Source organism: Mixta tenebrionis, from assembly GCF_006517625.1.
In the GTDB taxonomy this organism is placed as follows: domain Bacteria; phylum Pseudomonadota; class Gammaproteobacteria; order Enterobacterales; family Enterobacteriaceae; genus Mixta; species Mixta tenebrionis.
On record NZ_VHQI01000006.1, the window covers coordinates 66,172 to 79,688 of the forward strand.

Annotated in this window: 8 protein-coding genes; 5 read left to right on the top strand and 3 right to left on the bottom strand. The window is 60.1% G+C overall.

Going from position 1 to position 13,517, the window contains the following annotated elements; all coding sequences use genetic code 11:
- Positions 1 to 11: 11 nt before the first annotated feature.
- The 5 genes from bcsZ (at position 12) to FKM52_RS11250 (ending at position 10,366) form a co-directional block, all read left to right on the top strand.
- A complete protein-coding gene (gene bcsZ / locus FKM52_RS11230; RefSeq protein ID WP_141176271.1) occupies positions 12 to 1,097 on the top strand; it encodes a cellulose synthase complex periplasmic endoglucanase BcsZ in 1,086 nt (361 codons plus the stop codon).
- Complete coding sequence (gene bcsC, locus FKM52_RS11235) at positions 1,085 to 4,579, top strand: cellulose synthase complex outer membrane protein BcsC (protein WP_141176272.1); 3,495 nt, start codon at positions 1,085 to 1,087, stop codon at positions 4,577 to 4,579. The genes bcsZ and bcsC overlap by 13 nt, the downstream gene beginning before the upstream one ends.
- Before the next feature lie 113 nt (positions 4,580 to 4,692).
- The gene (gene hmsP, locus FKM52_RS11240; protein ID WP_181407929.1) at positions 4,693 to 6,708 is read left to right on the top strand and encodes a biofilm formation regulator HmsP; all 2,016 of its coding nucleotides are present in this window, start codon (positions 4,693 to 4,695) and stop codon (positions 6,706 to 6,708) included.
- Between the two features lie 338 nt (positions 6,709 to 7,046).
- A complete protein-coding gene (locus FKM52_RS11245; RefSeq protein WP_141176274.1) occupies positions 7,047 to 8,336 on the top strand; it encodes a dicarboxylate/amino acid:cation symporter in 1,290 nt (429 codons plus the stop codon).
- A gap of 536 nt (positions 8,337 to 8,872) precedes the next feature.
- Positions 8,873 to 10,366, top strand: coding sequence for a M16 family metallopeptidase (locus tag FKM52_RS11250; RefSeq protein WP_141176275.1), 1,494 nt, complete (start codon positions 8,873 to 8,875; stop codon positions 10,364 to 10,366).
- Between the two features lie 115 nt (positions 10,367 to 10,481).
- On the opposite strand, the gene FKM52_RS11255 is transcribed toward FKM52_RS11250, so the two are convergent.
- From FKM52_RS11255 to kdgK, 3 genes are all read right to left on the bottom strand, one after another.
- A complete protein-coding gene (locus FKM52_RS11255) occupies positions 10,482 to 11,372 on the bottom strand; it encodes an alpha/beta hydrolase (protein WP_141176276.1) in 891 nt (296 codons plus the stop codon).
- Positions 11,373 to 11,722: 350 nt separating this feature from the next.
- The gene (locus FKM52_RS11260; RefSeq protein ID WP_141176277.1) at positions 11,723 to 12,370 is read right to left on the bottom strand and encodes a glutathione S-transferase family protein; all 648 of its coding nucleotides are present in this window, start codon (positions 12,368 to 12,370) and stop codon (positions 11,723 to 11,725) included.
- Between the two features lie 46 nt (positions 12,371 to 12,416).
- Entirely contained in the window at positions 12,417 to 13,352 is a 936-nt protein-coding gene (gene kdgK / locus FKM52_RS11265; RefSeq protein WP_141176481.1) for a 2-dehydro-3-deoxygluconokinase, read from the bottom strand.
- Positions 13,353 to 13,517: the final 165 nt, after the last annotated feature.

The following is a 13,517-nucleotide window of genomic DNA, read 5'->3' on the forward strand; positions in this document are numbered from 1 at the left end:
TACGGCTGGCAATGGCGCTGATGCTGCTGGTCACGGCGGTAAGCGCCGGCGCGCAGTGCATTAGCTGGCCCGACTGGGAACAGTTCAAACGCGATTACATTAGCGAACAGGGGCGAGTAATCGATCCCAGCGACGGCAAAAATATCACCACCTCTGAAGGGCAGAGCTATGCGCTGTTTTTCGCGCTGGCGGCTAACGACCGCCCGATGTTCGATCTGCTGCTGGGCTGGACGGAGAACAACCTGGCGGCGGGCGATTTGACGCAGCGCCTGCCTGCCTGGCTTTGGGGGCAGGAGAGCGCCAGCCAGAAATGGCAGGTGCTGGATAACAATCCCGCCGCCGATGCCGATCTCTGGATCGGCTGGACGCTGCTGCAGGCAGGGCGGCTGTGGCACAGCCGCAGCTATCAGGTTACCGGTACGCTGTTGCTGAACCGGGCGGCGAAAGAGGAAGTCGCCGATCTTACCGGCTTCGGCCTGATGCTGATGCCGGGCAAATATGGCTTTATCCATGACGGCAGCTGGATGATCAACCCCAGCTACCTGCCTTTGCAGCTGCTGGCGGGCGTTGCCCATCTGCCGGGACCGTGGGCGGAGGTTAATCGCAACGCGCTGCGCCTGCTACAGCAGAGCGCGCCGAGAGGACTGGCGCCCGACTGGTATCGCTGGCAGCGCGACAGCGGCTGGCATCCCGATAAGTCGAAGGGGCCGCTGGGCGGCTACGACGCTATCCGCGTCTATTTGTGGGCCGGAATGCTTAGCGATGACGATCCGCGCAAGGCCGCGCTGCTGACCCACTTTGCGCCGATGGCGCGTCTGACGGAAGAACAGGGCGCTCCGCCGGAGCGGGTAAACGTGCTGACCGGCGCCGCAACTAACCAGGGCAATGTCGGCTTTTCCGCCGCGCTGCTGCCCTTTCTGCAAGGCTCTTTCGCTCTGACGGCGCAGCAGCAGCGCGTCCGGCAGCAGCCTCCCGGCAGCGATGCCTATTACAGTAGCGTGCTAGCGCTGTTTGGCGTCGGCTGGGATGAAAAACGTTTTCGCTTTAGCGCGCAGGGCGATCTGCTGCCGGTCTGGGATCAACCATGCAAAAATTGAAATTACGCTGCCTGAGCCTGCTGCTGCCGGGCCTGACAGGCCTGGGCGGCCCCGTTTTTGCGGCGCAAGAGGCTGCGCCGACGCGTGAGGTAGCGCCGGTGGCCTGGCTGCTGGAGCAGGTGCGCGCCGGCGAGGCGACCAATAAATATGATCTGGTGAACCAGGCGATCTACCGGCTGGAGAAGATCGCGCCCGATGACCCGGAGGTAATTGCCGCGCAGCTGCGTCTGGCGCTGCATCAGGGCGATCGGGCAAAAGCGCAGCAGCTTATGGCGCGGCTTAAGCAGGGCGCCCCCGATGCGCCGGCGACGCGGGAGGCGCAGGCCGCGCTGCTGTTAACCAGCCCCGAAGGGCGGCAGCAGCTACAGCAGGCGCGCCTGCTGGCGACCTCCGGGCGGGCGGCGGAAGCGCGCGCCGCCTGGGATCGGTTGTTTAACGGCAGTTTCCCCGGCGTGGATATCGCGCTGGAATACTGGAGCCTGGTGGCGCGTATCGACGGTCAACGTGCCGTGGCGCTGGCTAATTTGCAGGCGCTGGACCGCCGTTATCCCGGCAACGTCGGCGTCAGGTTGCAGCTGGCGCGGCTGCAGTATCAGAACAATAACCCCGCGCAGGCGACAGAAGCGTTGAAAACGCTGGCGGATAATCCCGCCGGGCGCGATCGGGCCGCCGCGCTGTGGCTGAGCGCTATCCAGGCGCAGCCGGTGACGCCGCAAAGCGTGGCGCAGCTGCGGGACTATCTCGATACCTTTACCAGCGGCGATGCGCGCAGCAACGGCGAGCAGGAGCTGGCGCGCCAGCAGAAAATGCTGGCCGATCCCGCTTATCAGACGCGGCTGCGCGGCCTGGCGCTGGCGGATAACGGCGACGGCGCGGCGGCGATTGCGGCCTTACAGGCGGCGCTGAAGCTGAATCCAGACGATGCCGAACTGCTGGGCGCGATGGGCCAGGCGCAGGCGCGGGCGAATAACCGCGCCGGGGCGGTAGGCTATCTGCAGCAGGCGATTCAGGCGGGGCAGCAGAGCACCAGCGTCGGTAAATGGCAAAGCCTGTTGCAGACTAACCGCTACTGGCTGGCGATCGAGAGCGGCGATAAAGCGCTGGCGAAAGGCGACGTTGCCGGCGCCGGGCGGTACTATCAGCAGGCGCGCGCGCTGGACAGCAGCGACAGCTATGCGCTGATAGGCCTCGGCGACGTGGCGCAGGCGCGCAAAGATGAGGCCGGCGCGGAGCAGCTGTTCCGCCAGGCGTGGCAGCGGGATCGCACCAACAGTACGGCGGTCAGGCGGCTGGCGGCGATATATCAGCAGCAGTCGCCGCAGCAGGCGATCGCCTTTATCAATAGTCTGAGCGGCGTACAGCAGCGGGCGCTGGGCAGCACGCTCAGCAGCCTGCGTAGTGATGTTCTGCGCGCCGAAGCGGATGCGCTGGCGCAGCAGGGTAAATGGGCGCCGGCGGCGGAGAAATATCGCCAGGCGCAGCAGGATGCCCCGGACGACGTCTGGCTTAATTACCGGTTAGCCGGCGCGCTGCGTAACGCCGGCGAGCCGCAGCAGGCCGATGCGCTGATGGCTGCGATGGCGCGCCGTCTGCCCGACGATGCGGCGCAGGTGTACGCTTACAGCCTCTGGCTCTCCGGCAGCGACCGCGCCGATGAGGCGCTGCGTGAGCTAAACCGCCTGCCGCAGGCGCGCTGGAATCAGAATATGCGCGAGCTGGCCGATCGTTTGCAGCAGGACAAAATTTATGCGCGGGCCGATGCGCTGCGTCAGGCGGGCAACGCCGGCGCGGCGACGGCGCTGTTGAATCAGCTGCCCGCCTCGCCGCGTCGCGATCTGACGCTGGCCGACTGGGCGCTGGCAGAGGGTTATCCGCAGCAGGCGCTGGAAGGCTACCGGCGCCTGCTGGCGCAGGATCGGCAGAATCAGGATGCGGCGCTGGGGCAGATTGAGGCGCTGGTGGCGCTGAACCGCAAGGCGGAGGCGCGCGATGCGCTTAACGCGCTGCCGCCGGGCAGCGGCGAGACGAGCCTGAACGTTGGGCGTCGGCAGGCGCTTGCCTGGCGGAGCGTTGATGAAACGGCCCGCGCGCGCCAGCTCTATCAGCAGCTGAAGCCGCGCGCGCGGCAGGAAGCGCCTTCGCAGGCCAGCGCGCTGCTGTTTCGTGACGCCGCCCGGCTGGAGGCGCAGCAGCAGCCCGCTCTGGCGCTGATGGACTACCGTCAGGCGATGGTCGCCAGCGGCATTACGCCTGCGCTGCCGAAAGATAACCTGCGTTTTACCCGTCTGATGCGCAATCACCCCAGTGATGACTGGCTGCAGCGCGGCATCCGCAGCGACGCCGCCGAACTTTATCAGCGTCAGGACACCATGCTGATGCTGGAGCAGGACTACTCGCGCAATAAGGGCACCGGCGGCATCTCCGATCTGACGGCGCATACCACCATGCTTCAGCTGGAAACGCCGCTCGCCTCCGGCAAAAGCTTTCTACGCGTCGATCGCGTCGAGGTATCGGCAGGCACCTTCTCCACCAGCAACGGCAGATATAGCGAGGTGTTCGGCACCTGCGCCGATAACGGCACCGGCTGTAACCGCGATTTGCAACAGCGCCAGCAAGGGGTGGCGCCTGGCGTCGGCTGGCAGAATGAGCGCTGGTCAGTGGATATCGGCGCTTCGCCAATCGGTTTTGAGGTGGTGAACTGGGTGGGCGGCCTCAGCTGGAATACCGATGTAAAAGATATCGGCCTGACCTTTACCGCCTCGCGACGTCCAATTTCCAGCTCGCTGCTGGCTTACGCCGGCGCGCGCGATCCCAGTCCGCAGGGCGGACGGCGCTGGGGCGGCGTGGTGGCGACCGGCGGCTCGGTCGGGCTGAGCTACGATCGCGGCGGTGCGCACGGCGTTTGGGCCGATCTCAGCGCCCACCAGATTAGCGGTAAAAACGTCGCGGATAACAGTCGCGAGCGTCTGATGGCCGGCTATTATTATAAGTTGATCAATGAAGATAACCGGCGCGCCACCGTTGGCTTAAACAGCATGCTGTGGCACTACCAGAAAGATCTCAGCGACTACGCTTTTGGACAGGGCGGCTATTACAGCCCGCAGCAATATTTCTCGCTGGCGGTGCCGCTGAACTATCGGCAGCGTACGGAAAACTGGTCGTTTGACGTTGGCGGCTCTGTTTCCTGGTCGCGTTCCAAAACGCGCGCGCAGCAGCGCTATCCGGTCTGGCCGGGCTACCAAACGGCGCCGGGCGATCCTTCCACGGACAGCTCCGGCAGCGGCTTTGGCTATACGCTGCGCGGCGCGGTGGAACGCCGTCTTACCGCTCACTGGACGCTGGGCCTGGCGGTAGATATCCAGCAGGCGAAAGACTATACCCCCAGCCATGGTCTGATTTATGCCCGCTATTCGCTGGCGGGCTGGGAAGGCGATCTTAACCTGCCGCCGCAGCCGCTGGCGCCGCTGGCCGACTTCAAATAACGATCAATCGGTTTACCATCGATACTATCTTTACTTAAAAATCAGCAACCATGAGATATACTCCTGGTTGCTTTTATCGTTATTGCCCGCTTTCCGGGGCCTGGAGAATAGCTTTGCGCGTTAGTCGGTCACTTACGATCAAGCAGATGGCAACGGTTTCTGGCGTTGCGGTAGTGACCATCTGTATTTTTATCGTTATCCAGCTCTTCCACTTTGTGCAGCAGCGCAGAACGGACTACGCCCAACAGATGGAAAATATCGCGCATACGGTACGCCAGCCGCTCTCCGAGGCGGTGCTGCGCGCCGATATTCCTGAGGCCGAGCGCATCCTCAACGCCCTGAAGCCCGCCGGGATTCTGACGCGCGCCGACGTGGTGCTGCCGAACGCCTTTCAGGCGTTGCACACCGATTTTGATAACGAAAGGCCGGTGCCGCGGCTGATTGCCCGGCTGTTTGAGCTGCCGGTGCAGATTACCGTGCCGCTCTATTCGGTGCAGAGCGCCGCCTCGCCTAAGCCGCTTGCCTATCTGGTATTACAGGCGGACTCCTGGCGCGTCTATCAGTTTATCCTCAGCACCATCTCCACCATGCTGACAACCTATTTGCTGCTGGCACTGATCCTTTCCGTCGCCATCAGCTGGTGCATCAACCGTCTGGTGATCCATCCGCTGCGTGATATCGCCGGTACGCTACAGGATCTGCCGCCGCAGGATATCCTGACCCATAAGCTGCCGCTGCCGAAGCTGCACCATGACGATGAGATCGGCATGCTGATCCGCAGCTATAACCGCAATCAGCAGGTACTGGAATCGGTGCATGATGAGATGAGCCGCCTGACCACCCATTACGCCCTGACCGATCTGCCGAACCGCACGCTGTTTCTGGCGCTGCTGGAGCAGCATCTCAAGGCCGCCGTTTACAGCGGGCCGTTCAGCGTGATCGTGGTGCGCATTGAAACGCTGCTGGAGGCGAACGGCGTGCTGACGGAAGAGCAGCGCGATACGCTAACCCTGACGCTGTTGGAAAAAATTCGCGCGGCGATTGAAGAGCGTACCGTGGTTGGCCAGCTGGGCGTCAGCGATTTCGCGCTGCTGGTAAAGAAGGCTAACAATCCGTTCCGTGCTTACCGGCTGGCGCGTAACCTGATGAACCGGCTGAATCAGTCGGTCAGCCTGCAACAGGTACAGCTGCGTCCGACGCTCAGCATCGGTATCGCCCAGCGCGATACGGCGGAAATGAGCGCGCCGGAGCTGCTGGGGCGGGCGGTTTCCGCCATGATGTCGGCGCGGCATCAGGGAAAAAATCAGATTCTGTTTTTCGATCCGCAGCTCACCGAGCGGGCGCAGCGCCGCCTGACGCAGGAACACGATATCCTGCAGGGGCTGGAACAGGAGCAGTTCGCGCTGTTCCTGCAGCCGCAGATTGATATGGCCAGCGGCAAGCTGGTCGGCGCCGAGGCGCTGCTGCGTATGCGCCAGCCGGACGGCAGCTACAGCCTGCCGGAAGAGCTAATCGCCAATGCGGAAGAGATCGGCGTGATTGGCGCGCTGGGACGCTGGGCGCTGGAAGAGGCGTGCCGCGTGCTGGCGGGCTGGCAGAAACGCGGCATTCCGCTGCCGCTGAACGTTAATATTTCCGCTTTACAGCTGCGTGAATCAGGCACCGTCTGGCATTTACAGGAGCTGCTGGAACGCCATCGTATTCGTCCTGGCAGCCTGGTGCTGGAGCTGACGGAAACCGCGCAGATTGGCGATGCCGCCCAGGCAAAAAGCCTGCTTGGCGCGCTGCAGGAGGCGGGCGTGGCGGTGGCGCTGGATGATTTCGGCACTGGTTACGCCAACCTTAGCTATCTGCATCAGTTCCGATCTTTGCCGATCAGCAAGCTGAAAATGGATCGCAGCTTTGTTTCGATGCTGCCAGATGATGACACCATGGTCAGGATCGTCGCGGCAATCGCGGAAATCACCGATCTTGGCGTGATTGCCGAAGGCGTGGAAACCGAAGCGCAGCGCGACTGGCTGCTGGCGCGCGGTATTACTATCGGCCAGGGCTACCTGTTCGATGGCCCGCTTTCCCTGGCCGATTTCGAGAAGTGGCTGGCGACGCTTTCGCCATCTGAGGTCTGCTAACGCTGCCGAATGGCATCTGGTTAGCAAGCGGTCCGCTTTTTCGGCGCTGTTTATTTCCTTCCTTCGCTTTTAACGTCGTGCTGTGTTGTTGCTCCGCGTCGCTCTTCCCTGCTGAGTTCGTCTGTTTTGCCGATGGAAATAGCTTGCAGTTGGCGGGTAGTCTGCCTTTTAGTTATGGTTAAATCCGCTGAAGCGTTTCAGTTCATAAATTGTGCTTATGCCCGTTAGAAACAGGGATAGATGATATCAATCTTGTTAATGCGGTGTTATTTTTGTGCAACCTTTTGTTGATGATAACAGCACACGCTTGTCCCCACGCCGTCAACGGATACGATTCTATGAAAACCTCGCTGTTCAAAAGTCTTTATTTTCAAGTGATTACTGCAATCGCTATCGGTATTCTGCTTGGTCACTTTTATCCGGAACTGGGCGCTCAGATGAAGCCGCTGGGCGATGCCTTTGTAAAGCTGATTAAAATGATCATCGCGCCGGTAATTTTTTGTACGGTAGTGACCGGTATTGCCGGCATGGAAAGCATGAAAGCGGTAGGGCGTACCGGTGCGGTCGCGCTGCTCTATTTCGAGGTGGTCAGCACCATTGCGCTGATTATCGGGCTGATCGTGGTTAACGTTCTGCAGCCGGGCGCGGGAATGAATGTCGATCCCGGCACGCTGGACGCTAAAGCCGTTGCGGTGTATGCGCAGCAGGCGGAGCAGCAGGGGGTGGTGGCTTTTCTGATGGATATTATCCCCGGCAGCGTTATTGGCGCCTTCGCCAGCGGTAATATTTTGCAGGTGCTGCTGTTTGCCATTCTGTTCGGCTTCGCGCTGCACCGGCTGGGCGATAAGGGCACGCTGATTTTCAACGTTATTGAAAACTTTGCCAGAGTGATTTTCGGCATCATCAACATGATCATGCGCCTTGCTCCCATCGGCGCTTTCGGCGCGATGGCTTTCACCATCGGTAAATATGGCGTCGGCTCGCTGGTGCAGCTGGGCCAGCTGATTATCTGTTTCTATATTACCTGCATCCTGTTTGTGGTCATCGTGCTGGGCGCTATCGCCCGTTTTACCGGTTTTAATATTTTTAAATTTATCGCCTACATCAAAGAAGAACTGCTGATCGTGCTTGGCACCTCTTCTTCTGAATCTGCGCTGCCGCGTATGCTGGATAAGATGGAAAGGCTGGGCTGTAAAAAATCGGTGGTGGGGCTGGTGATCCCGACCGGCTACTCTTTCAACCTTGACGGCACTTCTATCTATCTGACGATGGCGGCGGTGTTTATTGCCCAGGCCACCAACAGCCATATGGATATTGTGCATCAGGTAACGCTATTGGTAGTGCTGCTGCTCTCCTCAAAAGGTGCGGCGGGCGTTACCGGCAGCGGCTTTATCGTGCTGGCGGCCACGCTGTCGGCGGTAGGCCATCTGCCGGTGGCGGGGCTGGCGCTGATCCTTGGCATCGATCGCTTTATGTCGGAAGCGCGTGCGCTGACTAACCTCGTAGGGAATGGCGTTGCGACGATTTTCGTGGCGAAGCGGGTCGGCCAGCTGGATGAGCGGCAGCTGCGTGACATGCTCTCGCCGGCAAAGAACGCGAAAAAGCTGTCGGAAACCACTCGCTACTAGCACAGCTGCGCGAGCTGTTAACCGGGCGGCGTCTGAACACAGGCGCCGCCTTTTTTATTTGCTCTGGCGAGACCAGTGCCGCTTAAACCGCGAGGTTCACCCGGCGGCGTTATTACCGCTGCGATAAATATGCCGCACAGGCAACGCGCATCTCAGCGCTGCCTTTCTCTCTCCATCATTAAGGGTATTTCAGCCGTCGCTGCCGGTTTGCGCGCGTAATGAGCAGTTTCTGACGGGAAAAATCGGTAAAAATATAAAACTTTGCAAAAAATCGTTATCTGCGTCCGCCGCTGCTTGCCCTTACGCCAGCCATTTGCATAATAAAGCCCACAAAGACTGTGTCAGCTCATACGCTGCCCATGCGCAGGCAAAAACACGGTTAAATTTATTTTCAGATGATATTTCACTTCGTTGCGTGACAACCTTGTTTTTGCGTGGTCTAACTGCGGTACGCCCGCCGTGCGTTATCTTCAGGACGATAACGCCTGACTATCGCGCGTCATCAATGAGACTAAGTGGGTAATTTAGGGGTTCACATGCAGGGCACCAGAATTCGTCTTTTAGTTGGTGGGCTGCTGCTGGCGGCCGTTAGCGGCACGTTGCAGGCTGAAACACTCCAACCCGATCCCGCCTGGCAGCAGGGAAGATTAGATAACGGCTTTAAGTGGCAGGTGCTCAGTACGCCGCAGCGTCCCAGCGATCGCGTGGAGATTCGCCTGCTGGTGAATACCGGTTCGCTGATGGAAAACGCCCAGCAGACCGGCTTCAGCCATCTGCTGCCTCGCCTGGCGATGGTGCATAATACCGCGCTGGATCCGGCGCAGCAGCGCGCGCTCTGGCAGCAGGCGATGGACCCTGGCCGCCCGTTGCCGCCCGCCGTCACCTCCTATGAATTTACGCAATACAACCTTAGCCTGCCGAACAACCGCCCCGATCTGCTCAAGGATGCGCTGGCGTGGCTCGCCGCTACGGCGGGCAAAATGACCATTAATGAGCAGGTGGTCAGCACCGCGCTGGGCGCTTACGATCCCGGCGCCAGCTGGCCGGCTAATCCGCACGATGTCTGGTGGCGCTATCGGCTGAAAGGCTCAACGCTGCTGGGGCACGATCCGGCGGAAACGCCGAAGACGCCGGTAGACGTTAACCAGCTCGGCAGCTTCTATAAGCAGTGGTATACGCCGGACGCCATGACGCTGTTTGTGGTGGGCAATATCGACAGCCGCGCGCTCAGCGAGCAGATTAATAAGGCTTTTTCACCGCTGGAAGGACGGCGTGAAACCCCTGCGCCGGTGCCTACTTTGACGCCGTTGTCCACCCAGCCGGTGGTGCTGGTCAATCCGGCCCTGAAGCAGGATCGCCTGTCGCTGATATGGGATACGCCCTGGCAGCCGATTCGCGAATCACAGCATCTGATACGTTACTGGCAGAGCGATCTGGCGCGCGAGGCGCTGTTCTGGCACGTACAGCGCGCCCTTTCCGACAGCAAAGCGCAGGGCGTGCAGGTGGGCTTCGACTGCCGCGTGCTTTATCAGCGGGCGCAGTGTGCTATCAGCATGGATTCCGGCGCGGCAACGCTGGAGAAGAATATGCTGCTGATCGCGCGTGAGCTGGCGAACGTGCGCGATAACGGCCTGCCGCAAACGGAATTCGATGCGCTGATGGCGCAGAAAACCGCCGAGCTGAACAAGCTGTTCGCCACCTATGCGCGCACCGATACCGATGTGCTGATGAGTCAGCGTTTGCGCTCGCAGCAAAATGCGGTAGTGGATATCGCGCCGGAGCAGTATCAAAAATTCCGGCAGGATTTCCTTAATAGCCTGACGCTGGCGGCGCTGAATCAGGAGCTGCGCCAGCAGCTTTCGCAGGAGCTGACGATGGTGCTGATGCAGCCGCAGGGCGAGCCGGAAATCAATATCCAGGCGCTGCATGACAGCTGGCAAAAAATTATGGCGCCGCCGCCCGCGCCGGCAGTGGCTACGCCGGAAGAGGGGAAACCTGTGGTTTCCGATATACCGGCTCCTCAATCATGAGTTGCGGGCCGGACAGAGCGAAGATGCTGTACTATCTCTCCCGCCCGCCTGCGTTCGCGCTTTAGCGGCTCAGATGTAAGTGTATACTTACTTTTATTACGGGCCGCCTGGCCCGTTAGCCCGTCTTAATTGCTGTTTTCTGCGCCCGCAGCCATTCCGTCACCAGCATCGGCCAGCTCGCCAGCGGCGAATCGGCCAGATTGCGCATGCCGAAGCCGTGACCGCCTCGCTCATAGAAGTGCAATTCTACCGGCACTTTCTGCTCACGCAGCGCGCTGAAGAAGGCCATGCTGTGGGTTACCGGCACGCTCTCATCATCCACCGCGTGGATCAGCAGTACCGGCGGCGTTTGCGGGCTGACACGCGTTTCCAGAGAGTAAGCCTCGACAGTTTTATTATCCGGCCAGTCGCCCAGCAGCCGCTGGCGTGAGGCTGCGTGCGCCATGCCTTCGCGCATGGTAATCACCGGGTAGACCAGCACCAGCGCATCGGGACGCGGCGACAGGCTGTCGATATCATCCTGCGGCGGATAAAGTTTTTCCGTAAAGCGCGTGCCAAGGCTGGCCGCTACGTAGCCGCCGGCGGAAAAACCCAGCATCACGATGCGTTTACCGTTCAGACCACGGGCAGCGCGATCGCGCAACAGGCGCACCGCGCGCTGGGCATCGGCCAGCGGCGCATCGGCCCCCTCGTGATGTCCGTCGGCGGGCAGGCGGTAGGTCATCACCGCCAGCGTGTAGCCCATGGCGGTGAAGAAAGTGGCCAGCGAGCTGCCTTCTTTATCGATCATAATGCGCGAAAAGCTGCCGCCCGGCGCTACCAGCAGCGTGGTGCCGTTCGATTCTTCCGGATACCAGACGGCCAGTTCAGGACAGCGAACGCCTGATGCTGCGCGGTTGTAAGGCTCAAACTCTTTTGCTAAGTCGATAATTTGCGGCCTGGCGGAAGACTGGCTGGCGCCAGGCGCATCGCCGTGCGGCCATAGATTGAAAATATCTGCTTTCATAACCTGTCCTGATCAGCGTGATGGTTAAAGGCCAGCGCCGCCGCAATGGGGATAAAAACCAGGCGGCTATTTATCATTGGCGGCGATGGCGCCGCGCGTCCAGCGTTTCCTGGCGGCGCAAAAGCAGTTTCAGATTTAGCCTGGCGACGAAAAACGCAGTTTGAACCAGGCGATAAACTTCAGCGTTGCTGCTGTGTTTAACCCTGGAAATCGTTATTGTGCGGTGCGAAAAAGCGATGCAGAGCAGCAGCGTCCAGCGCGGTTAAGATAAATCAGAGCGGTAATAAGATGAATAAGGCGGCATACTTTAGAGCAGCCGCCTTATATACATGATGTGAATATTTACTAACTTATTGTAATCCGACGCGCAGCTCGTCCCAGGAGATCATGACGTGTTCCTGATAGGCGGGACGCTGTGTTAAGCGCTGGTAATAGTTTTCCAGCGCCGGCAGCAGCGGACGAGCGATTTCCAGCGTGTAGTAGCGATAGAGCAGCGTGCCGAACATAATATCCGCTACCGTCAGCCTGTCGCCTGCCAGATAATCGTGCTGCGCCAGCCGATCGTCGGCGATTTTCAGCAGCTTCGCCAGATTATCTACCGCCTGCTTCACTGCCTCGATGTCGCGTTCCTCTGCCTTCTGGGCAACCAGCGGCCAGAAGATGGGACGAATAAAAGCCACGTAAACGCTGGATTTGGCCCACTCCGCCCAGATATCCACGCCGGCGCGCGCCAGCGGCTCGTGCGGCCAGAAGTCATCGCTGCCGTAGCGGCTGGCCAGGTAGCGGACTATCGCCGCGGATTCAAACAGCGGCTGGCCTTCGCCGTCGCGCACAACCGGCACCAGGCCGTTGGGGTTCATCGCCAGAAATTCCGGCGTATGATTGCCGCCATATTTGTGGCCGATATCAACGCGCTGATACGGCAGCCCCAGCTCGCCGATACACCACATCACAGCCTGTACATTCGACGAGGTTTTACGTCCCCAAACCTTAAGCATTTTTTACTCTCCTGTGCGATGACGGAAAGTAACAGCATAGGCGCAGTCAGGTTTGCGGCATAGCGCTCAGCGGAATTATCGCGCCGCGATGCTGAATTACCGTGCTGGCGGTCAGGTGTCCGCGCTCGGCTGCCTGTTGAGCGCTGCCGCCGCACAGGCGTACCGCCAGATAACCGGCGCTGAAGGAGTCGCCGGCGGCGGTAGTATCAATAATTTTCTCTTTTTCCAGGCGTATTGCCGGCACTTCCAGCAGCGGCGCATCGTCCAGCGCCACCAGACAGGCGTCGGCGCCGCGTTTAATCACGATTTCACTCACGCCGGCGGCGCGGGTACGGGCGATAACCTGCTCTTCAGACGCCTCGCCCCACAGGGCGACTTCATCATCCAGCGTCAGGAAGGCGATATCGGTGCAGTCGAGCATCGCCTGGTAAGCCTGCTGTGCGGCTTCGCGGCTCGGCCACAGGCGCGGGCGATAGTTGTTATCGAAAATGACCTTAGCGCCGTTGCGACGGCAGGCGGCCAGCAGCGCCATCAGTTTCTGCCGATCTTCCGCAGGCAGGATCGCCAGGCTAATACCGCTGAGATAGAAGTAGTCAAACTGCAGCAGCTGCCGACAAATCTCCTCCGCCTGCGGGCTTTGCAGCCAGAAGCGCGCGGCGGCCTCGTTGCGCCAGTAGCTGAAAGTACGTTCGCCGTGCGCATCCGTTTCAATCACATACAGGCCGGGCAGCCGGTTTTCCATGCGCTGCACCAGATGCGTATTTACCCCTTCCTGCTGCCAGGCAGCCAGCATTTCAGCGCTGAAGCTGTCGTTGCCGAGCGCGGTGACATACTCTACCGTAAGCTGCGCTGCATCTGTCTGACGCGCAATATAAACGGCCGTGTTCAGGGTATCGCCGCCGAAGCCGCGCTTCAGCGCGTCGCCCTGCTGTGAAAGTTCAATCATGCACTCGCCGATTACCGCTATTTTTTTCCCTGCCATCATGGTTACCCCGTCATGAAAATCTGCCTTAGTCTCTATCGGGCGCGACGGTGAGTCAATATTTTAAAACGTCGTTTTAATTTAACTTAAGTGACTAAGTTGCTGATATAAGCGGCGATCAAACGATAAATCACGGCCTTATTGTCAGGATTGAAAGCATATCCG